Source organism: Streptomyces albireticuli, assembly GCF_021228125.1.
Taxonomy (GTDB): domain Bacteria; phylum Actinomycetota; class Actinomycetes; order Streptomycetales; family Streptomycetaceae; genus Streptomyces; species Streptomyces albireticuli.
On the sequence record NZ_JAJQQS010000014.1, the window covers coordinates 123,422 to 145,767 of the forward strand.

Sequence of the window (22,346 nt, forward strand, 5' to 3'; positions counted from 1 at the left end):
GTCCTCACGCTCCGGTGAGGAAGTACGAGGCGGTGACCGCGAGCACGGCGAGCAGGAAGGATCCGGCGAGCAGTTCGGGGACGCGGAACAGCCGGAGTTTGGCCCAGAACACCTCGGCCGCGGCGAGGGCGGTGCCCAGCAGGGCGACCTTGGCGGTGAGGACGGCCAGGGCGAGGGCGAGGGCCAGGGGGGTCGTGGTGGTGGCGATGCCCCAGGGCGCGGCCAGCGAGGCCAGCAGCCCCAGGAGCACGGTCAGCCGCATCTGGGTGCCGAGTTCGACGAGCGCGAGGTCGGGGCCCGCGAACTCCAGGGCCGTCGCTTCGTGGACCATGGTCAGTTCCAGGTGGGTCGCGGGGTTGTCGACGGGCAGGCGGCCGGTCTCGGCGAGGACGGCCACGGCCAGCGCGGCGGTGGCGAGCAGGCCGGCCGGGGAGACGAGGCGGACGGGGTCGTGGAGGCCACCGGAGACGATCGCGGACAGGTTGGTGGACCCGGCCGGCATCGAGAGGGCGAACACCGCGAGGAGGATGGTCGGTTCGACGAGGGCGGCGACGGTCATCTGACGGGAGGCGCCCATGCCGCCGAAGGCGGTTCCGGTGTCCAGACCGGCCAGGGCGACGGCGACGGTGCCGAGGCCGAGGAGGGCGACCACCAGGATGAGGTCGGCCCGGCGGCCGACCGGGGTGGCGGTGGACACCAGGGGGACGAGCGCGGCGACGACGGCCGTGGTGGCCACGAGCAGCGGGGGCGCCGCACGGAAGGCCGGGCCGGTGCCGACGGGGGTGATGGCCTCCTTGCGGAGCAGTTTGCGCAGGTCGCGCCAGGGCTGGGTGACGGCCGCCCCGGCGCGGCCCTCCAGCCGGGCGCGCACCTTGCGCATCACTCCGGTGAGCAGGGGGGCGCCGACGACGACCAGGGTGACCTGGGCGGCCACGGCCGCGGTGCCGATGCCGTTCACGGTTTCCCGGTGTCCTCTCGTACTCGTCGTACTCGTCGTACTCGTCGCGCCCGTCGCGCGTGGTGCCCGTTCACCGGCTCACCGCCAGGGTCAGCAGGAGGGCGACGAGGCCGCAGAAGCCGTAGCCGAGGTAGCGGTGCGCGCTGCCGGGGGCCAGCCCGCGCGCGGCCTCGCCGAGCCGGTCCACGGCGGCGATCAGGGGCCGGTAGAGGCGGTGTTCGATCCGGTCGGGGACGCGCCGCCGGAAGCGCACCCGTTCGACGAGGTAGGTGGACGCGCGGACGGGCGTGACGTCGACGTCCTGCTCGGGGGCGAGGACGTCGTCGAAGACGCGCTGGAGGGGCTCGGCGAAGGAGGTCGCGGTGTACGACATCCGGGCCGTGGGGGCGCCGCCCCCGCAGTCCCACAGTTTGACGTGGGAGCGTCGGCCCCGGCGGGCGGTGACGCGGACGAGGGCGAGGGCCGCGAGGAGCCCCGCGGTGAGGGCTCCGGCCGCCCACAGCGGGGAGAGGGAGGCGGCGAGGTGTTCCAGCCGGAGTTCGAGGCCGTCGCCCGCGAGGGGCGGTCCGCCGCCGAACCCGGCCACGGCCACGGCCCGTGACAGCCCGTCGCCCAGCATGCCGGGCACCAGGGCCAGGCCCGTGCAGCCGAGGCCGAGCAGCCCCATGCCTGCCAGCATCCCGGGCGGGCTCTCGGTGGCCGCGGCGGCCCGCTCGCTGCGCGGCCGGGCGAAGAAGCCGACGCCGAGGGCCTTGACGAACACGGCGGCGGACAGCCCGGCGGACAGCGCGATCACGGCGACGGCGAGGGGCAGGACGACGGCGGTGGACAGGCCGGGCACGGTGAGGCCCTCGATGAGGGACTGGAGCAGCAGCCACTCGCTGATGAATCCGTTGCCGGGCGGCAGGGCGACGGCGCCGAGGGCGGCGACGGCGAAGAAGCCGGCGGTGGCGGGCATCCGGGCCCGCAGGCCGCCCATCCGGTCGAGGTCGCGCAGGCCGGTGGCGCGGGCCACCGAGCCGGCGGCGCAGAACAGCAGGGCCTTGAACACCGCGTGGTTGACCACGTGCAGGAACGCCGCGGCGAGGGCCAGGGCGGCCGGGAGGGGGTGCCCGGCGGAGGCGAAGAGGCCGGCCGCGCCGACGCCGACGAGGACCAGGCCGAGGTTCTCGGAGGTGGAGTGGGCGAGCAGCCGCTTGAGGTCCGAGGCCATGGCGGCCTGGAGGATGCCGTGGACGGCCGAGAGGGCGCCGGTGCCGAGGACGAGCAGCCAGCCCCAGCGCGGGCCGCCGCCCAGCAGGTCGAAGGCGACGCGGACGATGCCGTAGGCCCCGAGGTTGACCATGGCGGCGCTCATCAGGGCCGAGACGTTGCTGGGGGCCTCGGGGTGGGCGCGCGGCAGCCAGGGGTGCAAGGGCACCATGCCGGCCTTGGACGCGAACGCGGCGGCCATGAGGACGAAGACGGTGCCGCGGGCGGCGGGCGACAGGGCGGGGGCGCCGGCGCGCAGCGCGGTGAAGGTCTCGCCGCCCGCCCCGGCGGCGAAGAGCGCCAGCCCGGCGAGCAGCAGGACGAACCCCAGCTGGGTCATGACGGCGTACCAGACGCCGGCCTCGCGGACGGAGGCCCGGCCGCGCTGTTCGGCGAGGACGAGCACTAGCGAGGTGAGGGCCATCGTCTCCCACAGCAGGAGGAAGGTGGAGACGGAGGCCGCGGCGGGCACCAGCACGAGGGTGAGGGCGAAGACCGGCAGGGCCGCCTGCACCCCGCGCGAGGCGACACCGTGCGGGCCGCGCCCGGCGGCGTAGCCGATGCCGTAGACGGCGACGGCGAGCACCACCGCGCCCGCCACGGCCATGAACAGCCCGGAGAGGGCGTCCACGGCGAGGTGGACCCCGGCCGGCGGCAGCAGGCCGGGGAGGCGGGCGGACCAGCGGGCGCCGTCCAGCGCGGCCGCGCCCGCCACCAGGCCGGCCGTGCCGAGGCCCGCCGTGCACAGCCCGACGGCCGGCACCCGGGCCCGGCCGGGCAGCAGGGCGCCGGCCGCCGCTCCGGCGGCGGCGAGCCCGGCCGCGAGGGCCACGGCGGTCCCGGCGGGGTTCATGTGCCGGTCCCGGTGGCCGGCCTCATCGGCCGGTCACGGCGCGCAGCGCCGCCACGATCTTCTCGGGCGGCGGCGGGCACCCGGCGACCTGGACGTCGACGGCCACGATGTCGGCGACGGCGCCCTCGACGCCGTACGCGCCCGCGAACTCGCCGCAGTTCATGGCACAGTCGCCGACCGCCATCACCAGGCGGGGGCGCGGCATGGCGGCCACCGTGCGCCGCAGCGGCTCGGCCATGTTCCGGGTCACCGGCCCGGTGACGAGGGCGACGTCCGCGTGGCGTGGTGAGGCGACGAGCCGGGCGCCGTACCGCTCGGCGTCGTGGACGGGGCCGAAGGCGGCGGCGATCTCGATCTCGCAGCCGTTGCACGAGCCGGCGTCCACGCACCGGACCTGCACCGAGCCGCCGAGCGCGGCGGCCGCGCGCGAGCGTCCCCCGGCCGGGCGCGGCGGCGCGTCCTCCGCCACCCGGCCGGTGTCACGGATCTTGCGCAGCAGGTTCACACGGTCTCCTCCGCTCGGCGTCGTGCGGGCCTCACGAAGGTGCGGCGGCCGTCTCCCGCCGTCACAGCGCGGCATCGCGCCGGGAGACGGCCGCCGGTCGGTGCAGACCTGTCGTCGAGGACCGATCTGCGTGGTGAACGGGCGGCCGGGGCGACGGGTTACGCGAAGATCCCTTTAGCGTGACATGGCGGACTTGTGTGGCTGCTGGGTCGAATTCAGGTGCCGCGTACGGTCGCCCCTGCGAGCGGCTCCGGGCCGTCCGTAGCCCGGGGCGGCGCGCGCCGGCCGGTTCCCGACGGGCGGGACGGCCCGGGAAGGGGCAGCATCTCCCCATGACGGATGCCGCGCGAGAGATGCTGGGGATCGCCCTGGAGCAGGCCCGCACCGGGCTCGCCGAAGGGGGGATCCCGATCGGCGCCGCCCTGTTCACGCTGGACGGGAGGCTGCTCGGCGCCGGGCGCAACAGGAGGGTGCAGGACGACGATCCCGCCACGCACGCCGAGACCGCCGCGTTCCGGGCGGCGGGACGGCGGGCGGGCTACGCCGACACCGTGATGGTGACGACGCTGGCACCGTGCTGGTACTGCTCCGGGCTGATCCGCCAGTTCGGCATCGGCCATGTGGTGATCGGCGAGGCCACGACGTTCCCCGGCGCCCATGAGTGGCTGGCGGACGCCGGGGTCCATCTGCTGGTCCTCGACGACGGGGAGTGCGCGGAGCTGATGCGCGGGTTCGTCCGCGACCACCCCGCGCTGTGGCGGGAGGACATCGGCGCCTGAGCGGCTCAGACCGTGGCCGGGACGCGCGGGGCGTGCGCGCCCTCGGCCGTGCGCAGGGCGAGCCCGGCCAGCGCCTCGGGCGCGCCTTCCCTGCCGCGGATGCCGGGGAAGGCGTTGACGTCGACGATCAGCGGGCGGCCGGCCACCTCGAGGAGGTCGACGCCGTACACGTCCAGGGCGAAGACCTCGCCGACGCTCCGCACGGCGTCCAGCCAGGATGCGGGCAGGTCGTCGGCGGTGAGCGGCCGGGTACCGCCGGGTACGGGGGTGGCCAGCTCGGAGCGGCGGAGGCCAGCGAAGACGCGGTCGCCGACGACCCAGAGCTTGTGGTCCCAGCCGCTGTTGGCGGAGAACGGCTGGACGACCACCGGCTCGTCGGCCCAGCGGCCGGCCAGTGCCCGCAGCGCGGCCGCGTCGTCGGCGCGGGCCACCAGGTCGTGGCGGCGGCTGTGGCGGCTCTTGACGACCACGGGGTACGCCGGGGGTCCCTGGGCCAGGAGGTGGGCGAGCGTGGGGGCCGTGTCGGTCGCGACGAAGGGGAGCCCGGCCCGCAGGGCGGTCTCCGCCATGGCGGTGCGGTCCTGGACGAGCTCGGTGGCGGCCGCCGAGTTCAGCACGGGCGCGCCGAGCTCCTCCAGGCGCCGGGCGTGGGCGAGGGCCCTCGGGGTGCGGGTCTTGAGCAGGTAGACGTCGGCGGGGCCGCCGGGCGCGAGCGCCGGGTCCGGTGTCCCCGGATCGTCGGGGTCCTGCCACTCCACCTGGTGGCGGGGGGTCAGCAGGGCGGTGGCGGCGGCCAGCAGCGGGTGGTCCGGAGCGGGCGTCAGCAGACAGATCCTCATGCGCTTCTCCACGCGGTCGCTCACGCGGCGCCGCCGACCGGGGCGGCCGTCCGGCCCGGCGCGAAGGGGCCCGGCCCCGGCGCGGTCGCGGCCGTTCCGGCGCGGTTGGGGCCGGCGTCGGCCAGCCGCAGGATCGCCCAGGCCACCCGGGCCACCGCGTCGGGCACCTGACGGAAGCTCGGGAAGTCGTTGACGTCCACGAGCACGGGCCCGTCCGGGCCGAGGACGATGTCCAGGCCGTACAGGTCGAGGCCGAAGACGGCGCCGACCTCGGTGGCGATGGCCGCCACCTCGGCGGTGAGCGGCACCTGGCGTTCGCGGACCGGCTGCCCGGGGTGCAGCGGGGAGCACCGCTCGGTCGCGTAGAGCTCGCCGTCGACGCAGTACACCTTGAGGTCGACGCCCGAGTTGGGCACGTACGGCTGGGCTATCAGCATGCCGCCCATGCCCTCCTCGCCCGCGGTGGGCAGCCGGTCCGGGGACGGCACCAGCCGCACGGCCCGTCCGGAGCTGCCGTCGGCGGGCTTGACCACCAGCGGGTACGCGGCGGCGGGTATCTCCGCGAACTCCTCGGGCCGGGCGGCGGCGTAGGTGACGGGCACCGGCAGGCCGTGGTGTTCCGCGATGACCGCGGCCAGCGCCTTGTCGCGCACCCCGCGGATCGACCTGGCGTCGTTGACCGTGGTCAGGCCGACGTTCGCGGCGGCTTCCAGGAGGGTGAGGCCGGGGCCGCCGGACACCGTCTTGAGCACCCAGGCGTCGTGCTCGCCCGCCCGCACGGTCTCCGAGAGCTTCAGGAGGGAGCCGCCGGGCCGGAGGACGTCCACCCGGTGACCCCAGGCGGAGAGTTGGCGGATGACGTCCACCGGCATGCCGTCGCGCCGGTACTGCTCCTCCACCAGGAAGCAGATTCTCATTGGTGCATCCTCGTAATCCCCGGACGTCCGCCGATCCCGTCCGGCAGAACTCTGACGGCTCAGGATGTCATGGGCTCCGGGGCCGGATCGCCCATGACTGTCTCAATTCCGTAGCAACTCGATCGTAAGCAGTTGGAATTTCTCCGTATCCGACCGTCTGGTGCCGGTGTCAGGGGATCTGCGGTACGGCTCATTCACGAGGGTGGCAGCGCCGGAAACGCGCGGGAAGAGCGAGCCCACCGGGACGGTTGACGAGAACGCACACGCGTCATGAGCACGCGTCATCCGATTTCCGCCCGAGGAGTTCCCCATGAGTCTGTACGACATTCCGCTGCGCACCCTCTCCGGCGAGCCCGCCTCCCTGGCCGACCACCGGGGCAAGGCGCTGCTGGTGGTGAACGTCGCGTCCAAGTGCGGGCTCACCCCGCAGTACGAGGGGCTGGAGCGGCTCCAGCAGCGCTACGCCGCGCGCGGCTTCAGCGTGCTCGGCGTCCCCAGCAACCAGTTCGCGGGACAGGAGCCCGGCTCGGCCGAGCAGATCGCGGCGTTCTGCTCCGCGACCTACGGCGTCAGCTTCCCGCTGCTCGAGAAGACGGACGTCAACGGCGAGGGCCGCCACCCGCTGTACACGGAGCTGACGCGGACCCCGGACGCGGCGGGCGAGGCCGGCGACGTCCAGTGGAACTTCGAGAAGTTCCTGCTCTCCCCGGAGGGCGAGGTCGTGGGCCGGTTCCGCCCGCGTGTGGAGCCCGAGGCGGACGAGGTCGTCCGGGCGATCGAGGCCCAGCTCCCCGCCTGACCTGGTACGGAACGCCCTGTGGCGCGCATCGCCGGTGGTCGTTCGCGCCACGGGGCCGCCTCGGCGGACGGCCGTTCCGGCTGCCGACGCATGGGCGGTCATACCGGTGGGAAAGATAATGAAGGGGATGAAGGAGACAGCCGGACGGAGACGGCGGCGGACGGTCCGCCGCGCGCGCCGAGAACCGAGATGAGCGCCGATGGACGCCTATGCCGACCCCCCTGCCCGTGCGGCGGCGGTCCCGGTCGCCGCCGTCGACGCGGCCGGCGCGGTCACGCTCTGGAGCCCCGCCGCCCGGCAGTGGCTCGGCTGGTCCCCCGACGAGATCGTCGGCCGCCCCGCCGCGGGCCTGCTGGCCGCCCCGCTGCCCTCTCCGGCCCGTACGGCCCTGCTGCGCCACCAGGAGTGGAGCGGCACCGTCCGGGCCCGCCACCGGGGCGGTGACACCGTACGGATCCCCGTGCGCGCCTGCCCCTGCCGAAGCGGCCCGGACACCGTGCTCTGGCTGCTCCTGGCCCCCTCGCCGAACGGCCGCGACCCCCGCGCGGAACCGGCCGACCCGCTCAGGGAATGGGCGTACACCCAGTCCCCCATCGCGGCGTCCGTCTACGACCACGAGAATCGGCTGGCGGGCGCCAACGACGAAATGGTCCGCATCTCCGGCCGCCCGGAGAGGGAGATTCTGGGGCTGCGCCTCGCGGAGATCCACCCCGGCCCGCCGTTCGAGGAATTCGGCCGGATGATGGACGAGGTCCTGCGCACGGGCGAGCCCCTCCGCACGGACGCCTATTTCCGGGCACCCGGCGAATCCCGCGAACGCGCCTGGGCCTCCTTCTTCACCCCGCTCAAGGACGCCGCCGGCACCGTGCGGGGGGTGTCCCTCGCGGCCCTCGACCGCACCGAGCAGTACTGGGCCCGCAAGCGGCTGGCGCTGGTGAACGACGCGGGGGCGCGGATCGGCACCACCCTGGACGTGACCCGCACCGCCGAGGAGCTGGCCGAGGTCACCACCGGCGGCTTCGCCGACTTCGCCGGAGTCGACCTCCTCGAATCCGTCGCCCAGGGCGACGAACCCCGGCACGACGACGAACCGGGCACCGCCGCACTGCGCCGCGCCGCCGCCCGCCGCGCCTCCGGCGCCCCCGTGACGGGCCCGGCCGGCCCGGGCACCGCGCACGCCTACCCCCCGCACTCGCCGCCGGCCCGCGCCCTGGCCTCCGGCCTGCCCTGCCTGCGCCACGCCGACGACCCGGCCCTGCGCGCCTGGCTGGCGGGCACCCCCGCGCTCCCCGGCGACGTCCTGGCCCGGGGCGTCTGGTCCGTCCTCGCCGTGCCGCTGAGCGCCCGCGGCACCGTGCTCGGGGTGGTCACGTTCGTCCTCCACCGGGGCCCCGGCGCGGTCGGCGCGTTCGATCCCGCCGAGGGCGCCGACGCGGGCTTCGACGCCGACGACGTGCTGCTCGCCGAGGAGATCGCCGCCCGGGCCGGCACCTGCCTCGACAACGCCCGGCGGTACGCCCTGGAGCGCGAGGTGGCGCTCACCCTCCAGCGCAACCTGCTGCCCAGCAGGCTGCCCGAACAGGGCGCCGTCGAGGTCACCTCCCGGTACCTGCCCGCCGGCTCCCAGGCGGGCATCGGCGGCGACTGGTTCGACGTGATCCCGCTGTCCGGGGCCCGCGTCGCGCTCGTCGTCGGCGACGTGGTGGGCCACGGCCTCCAGGCCTCCGCCGTCATGGGACGGCTGCGCGCCGCCCTGCGCACCCTCGCCGATCTCGACCTGCCGCCCGACGAGCTCCTCACCCATCTGGACGACCTGGTGATCCAGCTGGCGCAGGACCAGGCGGTGGAGGCCGCCCGACCGGGCGCGCACGCCGTCCGGGAGACGGGCGCGACCTGCCTGTACGTGGTGTACGACCCGGTGTCCCGGCGGTGCGTCATGGCCCGCGCGGGCCATCCGGCGCCCCTGCTGGTCACCCCAGACGGCGCCGCCCGCTACCTGGACATCCCCAGCGGCCCGCCGCTCGGCCTGGGCGGGCTGCCCTTCGAGTCCGCCGACCTGGAGCTGCCGGAGGGCAGCCTGCTGGCGCTCTACACCGACGGGCTCGTCGAAGGGCGCGACCACGACATCGGCGCCGGTCTGGAGACGCTGCGCGGGGCCCTGTCCGGGCCGGCCGCGCCGCTGGAGTCCACCTGTGACGCCGTGCTCGCCGCGCTGCTGCCCGACCGCGCCGAGCGGCCGGCCGACGACATCGCGCTGCTGCTCGCCCGCACCCGCTCCCTGGGCCCCGCGCGCGTCCGCGACTGGGAGCTGCCGGCCGACCGGGCCGCCGTCGCCGACGCCCGCAAACGCGCCGCGGAACAGCTGGCCGCGTGGGGCCTGGAGGAGCTGTCCTTCACCACCGAACTGGTCGTCAGCGAACTGGTGACCAATGCCGTGCGGTACGCGTACGCGCCCATCCGGCTGCGGCTGATCCGCGACGTCACCGCGCTGATCTGCGAGGTGTCGGACGCCAGCAGCACCTCGCCGCGGATGCGGCGGGCCCGGGTGTTCGACGAGGGGGGCCGGGGCCTGCTGCTGGTCGCCCAGCTCACCGAGCGCTGGGGCACCCGGTTCACCGCCGACGGCAAGACCATCTGGGCCGAGCAGGCGCTGCCGGCCGCCCCGGAGCGGCCGGACCGACCAGGCTCACCGGGCTGACCGGGCTCACCGGGCTCACCGGGCTCACCGGGCTCACCGGGCTCACCGGCGGGTCTACCGGTCGGCGCCTTGCGTCACGTGCACCGGGTGCCGTCCCGCGGCAGGGTTCCGTCCAGCAGGAACGCGTCGATCCGCTCGTTGACGCAGGCGGCGTCCGCGGAGCCGTAGACACCGTGCCCGCCGCCCGGGTCCGTCATGGTGACCGCGGACGGGCCGACCGCCCGGGCCATCCGGGGCAGCCAGCCGACCGGGGTGGCCGGGTCGTACTCGCTCGTGTGCATGAGGATCTTCGGGGCGCCGGGGGCGCCGACGTCACGGGCCGCGTCGTCACCGGCCCCGGGCCAGCCGGTGCACAGGGCCATGCCCGCGGCCATGGACGGACCGAACACCGGTGAGGCCCGGACGAAGTCGTCGTAGGCGTCGAGTACGTCCTCGGCGCGGTACCGGCCCGCGGTGTCGGCGCAGTTGACGGCGGTCAGCGCGTCGTCGGAGTTGTCGTACCTGCCGTCCGTCCCCTTGCCGTCGGCGCGCTCGGCGGCCGCGCGCGCCATCGTCGCGGACTCGCCGGGGCGCACGTGGTGGACGAGGGCCGCCAGCAGGTTCGGCACCTCGGGCAGTCCGGCCCGGGAGCGCAGCAGGCCCATGGTCTCGGCGACGGCGGTGTCGCGGTCGAGGCGCCGGCCGTCGGGCCAGTCGCGCGGCTCCTCGTCGAGTTCGTCGAACGCCTCCTCGATCTCCTCCATGGCGTCGTCCGTGTCGGAGCCGAGCACACAGTCCTCGTCGCCCTTGCGGGTGCAGGTGTCGACGGCGTGGCGCAGCGCCTTGTGGTAGGCGGCCGTCTGGGCGAGCGTCGTCTCCTTCATGTCGGGGGCCGGTTCGTCGACGCCGTCCATGACCATCCGGCCGACCTTGCCGGGGAAGTGGTGGGCGTAGACCGCGCCGAGCCTGCTCCCGTAGGAGTAGCCGAGGTAGTGCAGCCGGTCCTCGCCCAGGGCGGCGCGCAGCACGTCCATGTCGCGGGCGGTGTTGACGGTGCCGACGTGGCGCAGGACGCCGCCGGGCTCGGTCCGGCAGCGCTTGAGTGCCTTCTCCTGGGCGGCGAGGTAGTCGGCCATGCCGGCGCGGCTGGTGCCGTCCTCGCCGGTGCGGCGCGGATCGCGGTCCTCGTCGCAGCGCACCGGGGAGCTGGCGCCGACACCGCGCGGGTCGAAGGTGACCAGGTCGTAGCGGGTCCCGGCCTTGCTGATGCCGTCGGGGCCGTAGGCGGTGAGCTGTTTGAGGCCGGACTCGCCGGGGCCGCCGAAGTTCACCACGAGGGAGCCGGCCCGGTGGTCCTGGTCCCGGGTGCGGTAGCGCATGACCGCGAGCCGCAGTTCGCCCTTGCGGGGGTCGGCGTAGGTGTACGGGACCTTGAGCCAGCCGCACTCGGCCCGGGTGTCGGACGTGTCCGTCTCCCGGTCGACCTCCCGGTCCCGCTCCTGGGCGCACGGCTTCCAGGAGACGCTCTGCTCGTAGTACGAGCCGGTGTCCGGCCCGCCGGCCGCCTTGCCGGGCCCGGCGCAGCCGGCGAGGCCGTGGGCCAGCACGGTGGCGGCGGCGAGCGGCAGGGAGACCGTGGCGACGCGGGGCAGGCGCGCGAAGGGGGCGCGGGGCGCGAGGGAGGACAGCAGGGGGATCCGGGGCCGGCGGTGTACGGACGTCATGTCGCGGACGGTAGTTCGCCGTTCAGCGCCCGGCTTTCCGGGAAGGGCGTCCGGGTGACGGCGCGCGGCGGAGGGGTGGCCGGGCCGCGGCCAGGACGAGGAGGGCGACGCCCAGCAGCGCCGCGAGCGTCAGGCGGGGGCCGCCGGTGCCGGAATGGTGGAGCGTCAGGGTGACGAGCGCGATGCCCAGGGCGGTGCCCAGGCCCCGGACCATGTTGACGAGGCCGCCGCCGGTACCGGCCGAGCGCGCCGGGAAGGCCCGCATGATCAGGGCGTTGTTGGCGGGGGTGTAGGTGCCCAGGCCCAGGCCCAGCAGGAGCAGCAGCGGCACCAGGGCGGGGGCCCGCAGGGGCAGGACGAGCATCGCGGCCAGGGCGCAGACGGCGGTGGCCGCGCCCAGGGCGCAGCGCGACCGGTCGGAGAGGCGGGCGGGGAGCACCCGCTCGGCGCAGGTGGCGGCCAGGGCGAAGCCGGTGGGCAGGGCCGTGAGCACGAGTCCGGCGTGGAGCTCGGAGGCTCCGGCGTCGGTGAGCACGAGGGGGACGAGGACCAGGGGGCCGAAGAGCACCAGGTAGTCGCCGAGGGCGCCGGCGAGGCCGGTGGCGACGGCCGGTTCGCGCAGCGGCGCCGGGTCGACCAGGGGGTGCGCGGCGTGCCGCTGCCGCCGGACGAATCCCCAGCCGGCGGCCACGGCGACGGCGAAGAGCGCGATCGTGACGCCGGTGGGCGCGCCGAGGCCGGAGAGGGCGGACAGGCCCAGCAGGAAGCCGGTCGTGGCGGTGGCGAGGAGGACGGGGCCGACCGGATCCAGGCCGGTGGCCCGGCTGCGGCCGCGGGTGCGCGGGAGCAGATACTGGCCGGCGATCAGGGCGGCGATCCCGACGGGGACGTTGATGGCGAAGACCCAGCGCCAGCCGAGCGAGGCCACGATGACACCGCCGAGGGTGGGGCCGAGGGCGAGTCCGAGTGCCTGCGCGGCGGCCTGCACGCCGAGCGCGGCGCGCAGGTGGCCCCTGGGCGCGCTGGTGGTGACGAGGGCGACGCTGTTGGCCTGGAGCATGGCGGCGCCGACGGCTTGCGCCACCCGGCAGCCGACGAGGGCGGCGAGCGAGGTGGCGAGACCGCAGGCGGCGGAGGCGGCGGTGAAGACGAGGAAGCCGTAGAGGTAGCAGAGCTTGCGGCCGTGGGCGTCGGAGAGCCGTCCCACGGGTACGAGCAGGGCCACGAGAGTGAGCAGGTAGGCGAGCGAGACCCATTCGACGGCGGCCAGTGTGGCGTGGAACTCGGTGCGGAGGCTGCCGTACGTCAGGGTGACGATGCTGGCGTCCAGCTGGCCCATGAAGGCGCCGAAGCAGACCGTGCCGACGGCCAGTTTCCAGCCGCCCCCGCTCCGCCGTATCCGCTCCGGTCTGGCCCGCTCCTCCACCAGGGCCGCGGGCCAGGGGCGGTGCCGTCGCGAAAGCGGTGACATGGGGCGGGCCGTCTCCGTCCTGACGTCGGCTGCGGACACCGCGAGGCTACCCCGGCGGCCGTCGCGTTTCTCGCGGTGCTCGGGTTCCACGGCGTTCCGGCGCCCGTCTTTTCGCCGGTGGGCCGGTGGACGCGCGGGGCGGCGGCGGGCCCGCCGGTTCGAACACGCCGACGAGCACGGTGAGGAGGGCCGCGCCCGGCGGGCCGCCCTCCCCCGACGGCGGCCCGCACGGCCGCCACCACCGGAAGGCCGGGCGCGGGGCCGTACCGGACGGAGGCGCGCGACGGGCCGTCGGCGAGGCCCTGTCCGCCCTCGTCGGCCCCGTCCGTCGCGACGACGGTGAGCGGGCCGGGGAGGGGGAGGGACAGGGGAGTTCGGCCGTCCGCCGGACTGGCGTTCCCGGCGCGTGCCGGGCAACGCGCTTCCACCGGACCCGGTCCGGGCCCCCCGCATCCCTTCGTCCGAAGGCCGTTCGCCCTAGGCTCGTCGTCGCCCCGGTCCGAGGCTTTGGGAGGAAGGCGTGCCCGTGCGCCGGTACGACGGAAAGTGGTTCGGGCCCGTGCTGGGCTGGATCGAACGGCACCCGGTGCTGGTCGGGTTGATCGCCGTGGTCATGGCCGTCCTGGCGAAGTAGCGCGGCGGGTCCCCGGCCGGACGACCGGCCGGGGCGGCCGGACGGGCACGCGTCGCTCCGGGAGGAGCCGGCGTCCCGGCGAGCCCGAGCGGGCCCGCCGGGCGGGCTCTAGCGGCCCTCGGTGTCCTCCGGCAGGACGAGCGTCGTGACGGCGCCCCCGTCCGGCGCGTTGGCGAACGTCAGCCGCGCGTCGATCGTCCGGGCCTGGCCGATCGCGATCGTCAGGCCCAGGCCGTGGCCCTTGCCGCCGGACGTGGGTTCCGTGCGGAACCTCTGCGGGCCGTGTTCGAGGAGGTAGCAGGGGTAGCCGGGGCCGTGGTCCCGGACGGTGATCACGGGCCCGTCGACGGTGAGGGTGACGGGCGGGCGGCCGTGCCGGTGGGCGTTGGCGAGGAGGTTGCTCAGCACCCGCTCCAGCCGCCGCCGGTCGGTGACCACGCACGCGTCCCGGACGATCCGCACCTGCGCCTCCAGGCCGGAGGCGCGCACGGCCCGCTCGGCCAGCCGTCCCAGCCGGTGGGCGTCGAGGTCGGGCCGTTCCGTGAGCGAGTCCAGCCGGGAGATCTCCAGGAGGTCCTCGGTGAGCCGGCGCAGGGCCTGCACCCGGTCGCGGACCAGCTCCGTGGGCCGGCCGGGCGGCAGCAGGTCGGCGGAGGCCTGGAGACCGGCGAGCGGGGTGCGCAGCTCATGGGCGACGTCGGCGGTGAACCGCTGCTCGCTCTGGAGTCTGGCCTGGAGGGTGCCCGCCATCGCGTCGAGCGCCTCGGCGACGGCGGCCACCTCGTCCTGCGCCTTGGAGGGGTCGGTGGTGCGCGGGTCGGCGACGCGGGCGTCGAGGTCGCCCGCGCTGATCCGGCGCGCCACGTCGGCGGTGCGGTGCAGACGGCGGGTGACGCGTGAGACGGCGAAGACGCCCACGAGCAGGGTGCCGCCGATGGCCAGGGCCGAGGAGCCGACGATGGCGCGGTCCAGGCCCTCGATGGTGCCCGCGCTGTGCCGGTAGTCGAACCGGGCGGCGAGCACCCCGCCGTCGGCGGGACCGGCCGCCCACATGGTGGCGATGCCGTGGTCGTCGCCGAGCGCGGTGCCGCGCTTGCCGCCGAGCGCCATCGTCCGCAGCTTCTCGGGGAGCTCCGGCGGGTTCAGCGCGGCCTGGTGGCGGTTCGGCTCGCCCGCGGCGTAGGCGCGGGCCGCGGAGTCGAGCCGCGAGAGGGCCTCGGTGCGCGCCTGGTGGACGGTCTGCCGGGTGACGATGACGTGCACCAGGACGCCGAGCACCGCGGCGACGACGCAGCACATCACGGCCAGGAAGAGCGTGAACTTCCCGTACAGCGAGCCGAACCGGGAGATCCTGCGCAGCCGGGGCCGTACCGGGCGCGGGCGTGCGGTCACCGGTGGCGCTCCGGGGTGCGGGGCGGCGGGGTGGCGCCGACGCGGCGGATCTCGTCGCTCTTGAACTCCATGTAGCGGCGGTGCGCGTCCCACGCGTAGACCGAGCGCACGGCGTAGTGCGGGGTGCCCGCGGGCTCCCAGACGATCAGGTCCCGGCCGGCGATCTCGATGGACGTGGGCTGCACCACGGTGGCCATGACGCGGGTGAGCCGGCCGCCGGTCACGGTGTAGCAGCGCAGTCCGACGAGGTGGTCGGCCATCTCGATGCCCATGATCAGCTCGTCGTGGCCGTCGCCCGTGAGGTCCCGGTAGACGGGCGAGCGCAGCGGGCAGTCCCGTGTGCGGCCGTCGCAGGCGGCGAGCTTCGCGGCGGTGGCCTCGTCGAGGCCGTCGGCTCCGGTGACGTCGTGCCGGTGCGCGGCGACCTCCGCCTTGATCACGGCGTACGGGTCCACCTTGCGGATGTCACCGGAGGGGACGGCGGGAAGGCCGGGGACGCTGGTGGCGCTGTCGTCCTCGTGCTGCTCGCCCGTGGGCGTCGGGGCCGGGGGCCGGTCGGGCCACAGCCGGGAGGGGGCGGCCACCGGGGCGGTCGTACCGGCGCTGACCGGCTCCCCGACGCTCGCGCACCCGGTCGCCGCCACCGCCGCCACCACGAGCAGCGCGGCCGCCGCGAGCGCCCGGGCGGGGCGGCGGGCGGGTGCGGCGGTACGGCGGGGCCGGGCGGATCGGGGCACTGCGGTGGTCCAATGTCGTGGCCGGGCAGGTGTCCGGCGGCGGGCCCCGTGCGGGGTCGGCGTGCACGACCGATGGTAAGGGAGTGGCGGACGACAACCTCGGGGCCGGGTGGACGGGCGGTCCCGGTGGGGTTTCCCACGGCCCCGCCCCCGCCCGGGGAGCCCGCCCCTCTCCGGCCCCCGCCCCTTCCGGCCCGGGACTCCGCCGCCCGGCCCCTGCCGCTGCCCCCTCCGGCTTGAGGCTCCGCCGCCCGGCCCTTGCGCTGCCCCCCTTCCGCGCCACCTCACGGTGCCCTCGGACGCCGGACGGGCCACGGACCGGCCCTCCCGGCACCCGGCCGCGGCTACCGCCGCCTGCGCTTCGCGATCGTCGTCATCACCACCGGCAGCAGCAGCTCCAGCGCCCGCGCCACCGACGCCTCCGGCAGCCCCGTCTTCTTCGCCACCGCCTTGGCCACCGGGCCCGTGATCTTGCCGAGCACACCGGACAGCAGACCGCCGCCGAGCCCGCCCCCCAGGCCGCCGAGGCCCACGGCCCCGGCCGGGGCGGCCGCCGCGCCGGTGAGGTCCTCGGGCAGGGCGTCGACGGTGGCTTCCACGACCTGTTTGGCGCCGTCGCTGTCGGTGCCGAGCTCGCCCGCGAGCTCCTGGATGCGGTCCTCGCCGAGTTCGTCGAGTACGTCCTTGCGCAGCGCTTCATCACCCATGCGCCCGACCCTAGCCCCGGGAACCGGGTCTCGGTACTCAAGGTGATCCCCTGGTCACCTCCGGGAACCGGGGCCGGGGCCGCGCCGTGCCTGGCAGACGGCCCGCAAGATCCTTAAGCCGGGCGGCCGGTGCTTTCACCACATCGAGCGGAAGTACGACTTCACGATCTATGCGCGGCGCTCGTACGTCCTAGCGTGGTCGTCCATGTCGCAGCCCTTCGAGCTCCCCCGCTTCTACATGCCGTACCCGGCACGCCTGAACCCCCACCTGGAGAGCGCCCGCACGCATTCCAAGGCGTGGGCCCGCGAGATGCAGATGATCGAAGGATCGGGCATCTGGGACGAAGCGGCGTACGACTCCCATGACTACGCACTGTTGTGCGCCTATACCCATCCCGACGCCTCGGCCACGGAGCTCTCCCTGGTGACCGACTGGTACGTCTGGGTGTTCTTCTTCGACGACCACTTCCTGGACATCTTCAAGCGCTCCGGCGACACCCCCGGCGCCAAGGCGTATCTGGACCGGCTGCCGGACTTCATGCCGATCCGCCTGGAGGACGGGTTCCCGGAGCCCACCAATCAGGTGGAGGCGGGCCTGGCGGATCTGTGGGCCCGTACGGTCCCGGTGATGTCGGAGGACTGGCGGCGGCGCTTCAAGGAGAGCACCCGGCACCTCCTGGAGGAGTCGCTGTGGGAGCTCGCCAACATCACCGAGGGCCGGGTCTCCAACCCCGTCGAGTACATCGAGATGCGCCGCAAGGTGGGCGGCGCCCCTTGGTCGGCGAACCTCGTCGAGCACGCGGTGGGTGCCGAGGTGCCCGCGGCGATCGCGGCGACGCGGCCGATGCGGGTCCTGAAGGACACGTTCGCCGACGGGGTGCACCTGCGCAACGACCTCTTCTCGTACCAGCGCGAGACCGAGAGCGAGGGCGAGCTGGCCAACGCCGTCCTGGTGCTGGAGAAGTTCCTCGGCTGCGACACCCAGCAGGCGGCCGACTCCGTCAACGAACTGCTGACCTCCCGGCTCCAGCAGTTCGAGCACACGGCGCTCACCGAGGTGGGGCCGCTGCTGCGGGAGCACGGCATGGACCTCGCGGCCCACGCCGACGTCCTCGCCTATGTGAAGGGGCTCCAGGACTGGCAGTCCGGCGGGCACGAGTGGCACATGCGCTCCAGCCGGTACATGAACGGCGCCCCGGCGAGGGACACCGCGGACACCGGTGCGGCGGCCGTCGTCGCGGCGGCGGGGGAGCCACTGGGCGTCCCGTCGGGCCTCGGCACGTCGACGGCGCGGCTGGTGGACTCGCTGGTGGCCTCGTCCCCCGCCCGGCTGCGCCGCTATTCCCACGTCCCCTTCGAGGCCGTCGGGCCGCTCCCGCACCCGGACTTCCGGATGCCGTACCCGACGCGGCTGAGCCCGCACCTGGAGGCGAACCGCCGCCACAACCTCGAGTGGAGCCGGCGCACGGGCATCCTCGACGCCGTGCCGGGCATCCCCGGCTCCGGCGTCTGGGACGAGGCGAAGCTCAAGGACTACGACCTCCCGCTGTGCTCCGCGGGCATCCACCCCGACGCCGACGCCGCGCAGCTGGAGCTGACGACCGACTGGCTCACCTGGGGCACATACGCGGACGACTACTACCCGATGCTCTACGGCCGCACGCCCGACATGGCCACCGCCTGGGCCGGTCACCAGCGGCTGCTGGCGCTCATGCCGCTGGACCTCTCCCCCACGGCCCCACCGCTCGGCCCGCTGGAGCGCGGCCTCGCCGACCTGTGGCCGCGTACGGCCGGCGGTCTGGACCCGGAGGGGCGCCGGGTCTTCCGCGCCACGGTCGAGGCCATGCTGGAGAGCTGGCTGTGGGAGCTGTCCAACCAGAAGCAGAACCGGATCCCCGACCCGGTCGACTACGTCGAGATGCGGCGCCAGACCTTCGGTTCGGACATGACCAAGGCCCTCTCCCGGCTCGGGCACGGCAACACCGTGCCGCCCGAGATCTACGCGGCACGGCCGGTCACGGCCATGGAGAACGCCGCCATGGACTACGCCTGCCTGATGAACGACGTCTTCTCGTACCAGAAGGAGGTCGAGTTCGAGGGCGAGTTCCACAACGCCGTAGTGGTGGTGCGGAACTTCTTCGACTGCGGGGTCACCGAGGCTCTCGGGATCGTCGCCGACCTGATGAACTCCCGGATGCGGGAGTTCCAGCACGTCGTCGGCGTCCAGCTGCCCGCCTTCTACGAGGACTTCGGGCTCGGCCAGGCCGTGCGGGACACCCTGGACGGTTACGCCGAGGAGCTCAAGAACTGGATGTCCGGGATCCTCCACTGGCACGACGGCTGCCGCCGCTACGCCGAGGAGGACCTGCTGCGGCACGCCGCCCCGCCGGCACCGCCCGTGGGGGCGCCGGCCGGTCCGGGGACCTCGGCCGCCCGGCTCACGGAGCTGCTGCGGGCAACGGCGGCCGGGGTGCGCGCACTCGCCTGACCCGCCCGCGGCCGGTGCCCGACCGGATCGCGCGCGTGAACCCGGCCGCCGCCCGCGCCTCCCCGGCCGTGGGCGGCGGCCGGACCCACCGGCGGTCGTTTGACCTTCAAGCCGCCTGAACGTCCAGAATCACGGCCATGAACGACACCACCGAACTGCTCGGCATCAGCGCCTTCGCGCGCCGGGTCGGCCTCGCGCCGTCCGCCCTCCGCTTCTACGACGACTGCCGGGTCCTGACCCCCGCACGGGTCGACGGCACCACCGGCTACCGCTTCTACAGTCCGGACCAGGAGGACCGCGCGCGGCTGCTGCGGCGGCTCCGGGAGGCCGGGCTCCCGCTGGCCGGGATCGCCGTGGTGCTGGACGGCCCCGAGGAGGTGGGCCGGGAGCTGCTGGAGCGGCACCTGGGCACGGTGCGGGAGCAGTCGGAGGCCGCGCGGGCCGCGATAGCCGCGGTGCTGCGCCGGTGGGACGAGGCGGCGGCCGGTAAGGCCGGCGGCTGCCGGGTGCGGCTCGGGGGCGCCGAACTGGCCAGCGCCGTGCGGCAGGTGGTGCCGGCGGCGGCCACCGACCCGGAGTACCCGGAGCTGGGCCGCGTCCTCGTCGAGGTCGACGCGGGCGAGGTGCGGCTGGTGGCGACCGACCGGTTCCGGCTGTCGGTGCGGGTGCTGCGGCCGCTGGAGGCGGAGGGCGGTTCCGGCAGTGTGCTGGTGCCGGCCGCCGAGCTGGTCGGGCTCGGGCAGTGGGCCGCGCGGGCGGTCGAGGTGACGCTGGAGTTCGGCCCGGAGGGGGCCCGGGTCCGCACCGGCACCGGCGAGGAGCGGGAACTGCCCACGGAGGAGGGTCACTTCCCCATGTACCGGGGGGTGCTGGACGCCATGGCCCCGCCCGCGCACCGCGTGGTCGTGAGCCGTACGGCCCTGCGCGACGCGGTCGAGAGCTTCGGCGAGGCGGCGGCCGTGGCGCTGGACTGGAAGCGGGACGAGGTGACCGTCTCCCTCCGCGACGAGGGCGCCGGTCCCGGCGGCGGTACGCGGACACTGCCCGTGATCTGTCAGGACGCGCCGCCGCCGCGGCTCTTCTTCGACCCGGCCGTGCTGGTGCCCGCGCTGGAGACGAGCGTGGGGCCGGACGTGCTGCTGGAGGTGGCGACGGTGGCCACACCGGTGATCGTCCGCTCGGCGGATCAGGGGAGTTTCACGACGTTGGTGATGCCGGTGGCGCCGGAGCCGGTGGCGAACGACTGAGACGGCGGGGGCCGGGGCGGGGCGACCGCTCGGGCGGCCGCCCGAGCCGAACGGCCTTTGCCTCCGGGTGGCCCCTCCGCTCACGGAACGGAGGGGCCACCCGGACGCGTGACGAGTCATCAGGGCATGTCGCTACCGACGTTCCGCATCATCTGCCGGAGGACCTTCAGGGCGACCACGTAGTCGCTGTCGTCGATGCCCTGGTGGATGTGGTCGCGGATCGCCGGGATGCGCGGGTGGAGGGCGGCGCGGGCCTCGTCCCCCTCATCGGTGATCCACAGCCGCCCCTCGTCGTCGCGAGTGAGCCAGCCGCGTCCGAGCAGGACCTCCGAATCGGCCTCCAGGTCGTCCTCGGGCCTGATGTACGAGCTCATCGCCTGCTGGAGCTCGGGGACGGTCATACCGTGACCGTCGGGCGAGATGTCATGCTTCGACAGATTGCGCAGCAGCCAGTACTGGGGCTGGGACATGCCGAGTTCGACCAGCTGGGCTCGGGTGAACCCGATGAGGGCCTCGTAGGCCATTCCGGTCCAGTACGCGGCCGGCTGCGCGGCGAGCTGTGCGTCGGACATGTGCTCGGTGGTCATGTGCGGTGTCCCCCTACGAATGATCATTTACATGGACACCGTAGAACCTGAAGCCCGGTCGAGGTCAAGGCGGAGGGGCCGGGCCGGCCGGGCGGGAAGAGCCGCCCGCGAGGCTCGCCCCGGCGGCGCCCCGCCCTCACTCACCCGCCCGCCGTCGCTCCCGCAGCGCCCGCACCCGCCCCCGGCTCGCGCAGGCCGGTGACGGGCACCACCTGCGCCGCCCCCCGGCGTTGACGAAGACGCCCCGGCAGTCGTGCTCCGGGCAGACGGCCAACGCGTGGCGGTCGGGCCCGGTGAGGTGGTCGACGGCCTGACGGGCGATGCGGGCTAGCGCGGCGGCGGTCGTGGGCGGGGGTTCACGCCGCAGGCGGTCGCCGGCGACGAGGCGCACGGGGTCGGGGGTGGCGGAGAGGAAGCGTTCGAGCGCGGCGAGGGCCTCGGTGGGCGGCGGGTCCTCGGCGACGGTCGCCAGGGCGAGCGGGCGCAGGGTCTCCCGCAGTTCGCGGGCCCGCCGGAGGTCGGCCTCGCCGGGCGGCCGGACAGGGGAGAGCTCGCTGCGCTCCAGCCACTCCCCCAGCCGTTCGGGGGTGGCGACGCGCTCGACGGGCCGGGCCCCGAACGCCTGGCCACGAGTGGCGAGGAGATTGAGCCAGGTGGCACCGCAGTCGAAGCGGAAGGCCTGCCGCGCGTCGTCGTCCGTCATGGGATCAGCGTAACGCTTCACCCGTTACAGTGAATGCGTAACGGGTGAAGCGTTACATCCATGCCCCGCCCCGGGGGACGAGTGAGAGGGAACGGCATGAATCCGCAGGAAGCACCCCTGGCCGGACCGGCCGGGGGACCGGTCGTCCGCACGGTGCTCGGCGATGTCCCGCCCGGCGGACTGGGGGTCTGCGACGCCCACGACCACCTCTTCCTCCGCAGTCCGCTGCTGCCCGGCCAGGAGCTCGCCGACCCGGTGGCCGCCGGCGCGGAGCTGCGGGCGTTCCGGGAGGCGGGCGGCGGGGCCGTCGTGCAGTGGACGCCGCGCGGGATGGGGCGCCGGCGCGGGGAACTCGCCGCTCTGGCACGGGCCACGGGCGTGCGCCTGGTCGCGGCGACGGGGCTGCACCAGGCGGTGCACTACGACCCTGAGCTGCTCGGCCGCATACGCACGGAACTGGCCGGGCTGTTCGTCGAGGACCTGACCACCGCGCCGGTCCGGGCGGGTCTGATCAAGGTGGCGGGAGGGTTCCACGGGCTGGACGCCCACGCCCGGTGGGTGATGGCGGCCGCCGCCGAGGCGCACCACGCGACCGGCGCGCCCGTGGCCGTCCACCTCGAACTGGGTACGGGCGCCCCGGCGGTGCTGGACGTGCTCTGCGGCGAGGGCGAGGTGCCGCCGGACCGGGTGATCCTCGGTCATCCGGGCCGGTCCGCCGATGTGCGGGCGCAGCTGTCGGCGGCGCGCTCGGGCGCGTACCTCGCCTTCGACGGCCCTTCGCGGGCCCACCATCCCACGGACTGGCGGCTCTTCGACTCGCTTGCCGCGCTCGCGGAGGCCGGGCACGCCGACCGGATCCTGCTCGGTGGTGACACGACCACGGCGGCCGCCCGCGCGGTCGGCGGCGGGCCGGGGATGCCGTATCTGCTGAGCACCCTGCGGCCGGCGCTGGCGGCCGAGCTGGGCGAGGAGTTCGCCGCGCGGGTGTTCGTCGGGAATCCGGCCCGCGCGTTCGCGGCGCACTGGCACTGAGGAGCGGCAGGGAGCGCGGCACGGACCGCGCACCGGCCGGACCGCC

Annotated in this window: 18 protein-coding genes; 6 read left to right on the forward strand and 12 right to left on the reverse strand. The window is 75.2% G+C overall.

The window, feature by feature from the left end; translation table 11 throughout:
* Positions 1 to 4 precede the first annotated feature (4 nt).
* From LUZ64_RS24420 to LUZ64_RS24430, 3 genes are all read right to left on the reverse strand, one after another.
* Positions 5 to 958: a respiratory chain complex I subunit 1 family protein gene (locus LUZ64_RS24420; protein WP_095585174.1), complete on the reverse strand. Its 954-nt coding sequence runs from the start codon at positions 956 to 958 to the stop codon at positions 5 to 7.
* Between the two features lie 70 nt (positions 959 to 1,028).
* Positions 1,029 to 3,062: a proton-conducting transporter transmembrane domain-containing protein gene (locus LUZ64_RS24425; RefSeq protein WP_095585175.1), complete on the reverse strand. Its 2,034-nt coding sequence runs from the start codon at positions 3,060 to 3,062 to the stop codon at positions 1,029 to 1,031.
* A 22-nt stretch (positions 3,063 to 3,084) separates the two neighbouring features.
* Positions 3,085 to 3,567 carry an NADH-quinone oxidoreductase subunit B family protein gene (locus LUZ64_RS24430; RefSeq protein WP_095585176.1) on the reverse strand — a complete coding sequence of 161 codons (483 nt, stop codon included), beginning with the start codon at positions 3,565 to 3,567 and terminating at the stop codon, positions 3,085 to 3,087.
* A 332-nt stretch (positions 3,568 to 3,899) separates the two neighbouring features.
* On the opposite strand from LUZ64_RS24430, the gene LUZ64_RS24435 reads away from it, so the two are divergent.
* A complete protein-coding gene (locus LUZ64_RS24435) occupies positions 3,900 to 4,346 on the forward strand; it encodes a nucleoside deaminase (RefSeq protein ID WP_095585177.1) in 447 nt (148 codons plus the stop codon).
* Between the two features lie 5 nt (positions 4,347 to 4,351).
* Here LUZ64_RS24435 and LUZ64_RS24440 read toward each other — a convergent pair whose 3' ends face one another.
* Both LUZ64_RS24440 and LUZ64_RS24445 read right to left on the reverse strand, forming a co-directional pair.
* Positions 4,352 to 5,185, reverse strand: coding sequence for an ATP-grasp domain-containing protein (locus LUZ64_RS24440; RefSeq protein WP_095585183.1), 834 nt, complete (start codon positions 5,183 to 5,185; stop codon positions 4,352 to 4,354).
* Positions 5,186 to 5,205: 20 nt separating this feature from the next.
* Entirely contained in the window at positions 5,206 to 6,102 is an 897-nt protein-coding gene (locus LUZ64_RS24445) for an ATP-grasp domain-containing protein (protein ID WP_095585178.1), read from the reverse strand.
* A gap of 310 nt (positions 6,103 to 6,412) precedes the next feature.
* Between LUZ64_RS24445 and LUZ64_RS24450 the strand changes: the two genes are divergently transcribed.
* Positions 6,413 to 6,901 carry a glutathione peroxidase gene (locus tag LUZ64_RS24450; protein WP_095585179.1) on the forward strand — a complete coding sequence of 163 codons (489 nt, stop codon included), beginning with the start codon at positions 6,413 to 6,415 and terminating at the stop codon, positions 6,899 to 6,901.
* Positions 6,902 to 7,100: 199 nt separating this feature from the next.
* Positions 7,101 to 9,599 carry a SpoIIE family protein phosphatase gene (locus tag LUZ64_RS24455; RefSeq protein ID WP_095585180.1) on the forward strand — a complete coding sequence of 833 codons (2,499 nt, stop codon included), beginning with the start codon at positions 7,101 to 7,103 and terminating at the stop codon, positions 9,597 to 9,599.
* A gap of 74 nt (positions 9,600 to 9,673) precedes the next feature.
* Here the strand turns inward: LUZ64_RS24455 and LUZ64_RS24460 are convergent, their stop codons facing one another.
* The 5 genes from LUZ64_RS24460 to LUZ64_RS24480 form a co-directional block, all read right to left on the reverse strand.
* Positions 9,674 to 11,302, reverse strand: a complete 1,629-nt coding sequence (locus tag LUZ64_RS24460) for an alpha/beta hydrolase (protein WP_095585181.1) — start codon at positions 11,300 to 11,302, stop codon at positions 9,674 to 9,676.
* 22 nt (positions 11,303 to 11,324) lie between these two features.
* Positions 11,325 to 12,773 (reverse strand): MFS transporter, encoded by a 1,449-nt coding sequence (locus LUZ64_RS24465; RefSeq protein ID WP_095585184.1) that lies wholly within the window; start codon positions 12,771 to 12,773, stop codon positions 11,325 to 11,327.
* A 742-nt stretch (positions 12,774 to 13,515) separates the two neighbouring features.
* Positions 13,516 to 14,799 carry an ATP-binding protein gene (locus LUZ64_RS24470; RefSeq protein WP_372478737.1) on the reverse strand — a complete coding sequence of 428 codons (1,284 nt, stop codon included), beginning with the start codon at positions 14,797 to 14,799 and terminating at the stop codon, positions 13,516 to 13,518.
* A complete protein-coding gene (locus LUZ64_RS24475) occupies positions 14,796 to 15,536 on the reverse strand; it encodes a hypothetical protein (RefSeq protein WP_232398745.1) in 741 nt (246 codons plus the stop codon). Before LUZ64_RS24475 ends, LUZ64_RS24470 begins: the two co-directional genes overlap by 4 nt.
* A 344-nt stretch (positions 15,537 to 15,880) precedes the next feature.
* A complete protein-coding gene (locus tag LUZ64_RS24480) occupies positions 15,881 to 16,243 on the reverse strand; it encodes a DUF937 domain-containing protein (protein WP_095579483.1) in 363 nt (120 codons plus the stop codon).
* A 205-nt stretch (positions 16,244 to 16,448) separates the two neighbouring features.
* Here LUZ64_RS24480 and LUZ64_RS24485 point away from each other — a divergent pair, with 205 nt between their 5' ends.
* Both LUZ64_RS24485 and LUZ64_RS24490 read left to right on the forward strand, forming a co-directional pair.
* A complete protein-coding gene (locus LUZ64_RS24485) occupies positions 16,449 to 18,731 on the forward strand; it encodes a terpene synthase family protein (protein WP_211304948.1) in 2,283 nt (760 codons plus the stop codon).
* Positions 18,732 to 18,868: 137 nt separating this feature from the next.
* On the forward strand, positions 18,869 to 19,978 hold the full coding sequence (locus tag LUZ64_RS24490; protein WP_095579484.1) for a DNA polymerase III subunit beta family protein: 1,110 nt from the start codon (positions 18,869 to 18,871) through the stop codon (positions 19,976 to 19,978).
* A gap of 119 nt (positions 19,979 to 20,097) precedes the next feature.
* Here the strand turns inward: LUZ64_RS24490 and LUZ64_RS24495 are convergent, their stop codons facing one another.
* The gene (locus tag LUZ64_RS24495; RefSeq protein WP_095579485.1) at positions 20,098 to 20,565 is read right to left on the reverse strand and encodes a MarR family winged helix-turn-helix transcriptional regulator; all 468 of its coding nucleotides are present in this window, start codon (positions 20,563 to 20,565) and stop codon (positions 20,098 to 20,100) included.
* Between the two features lie 136 nt (positions 20,566 to 20,701).
* Positions 20,702 to 21,268 carry a CGNR zinc finger domain-containing protein gene (locus LUZ64_RS24500; protein ID WP_095581019.1) on the reverse strand — a complete coding sequence of 189 codons (567 nt, stop codon included), beginning with the start codon at positions 21,266 to 21,268 and terminating at the stop codon, positions 20,702 to 20,704.
* Positions 21,269 to 21,364: 96 nt separating this feature from the next.
* Between LUZ64_RS24500 and LUZ64_RS24505 the strand changes: the two genes are divergently transcribed.
* Entirely contained in the window at positions 21,365 to 22,300 is a 936-nt protein-coding gene (locus tag LUZ64_RS24505) for a phosphotriesterase family protein (RefSeq protein WP_095581020.1), read from the forward strand.
* Positions 22,301 to 22,346: the final 46 nt, after the last annotated feature.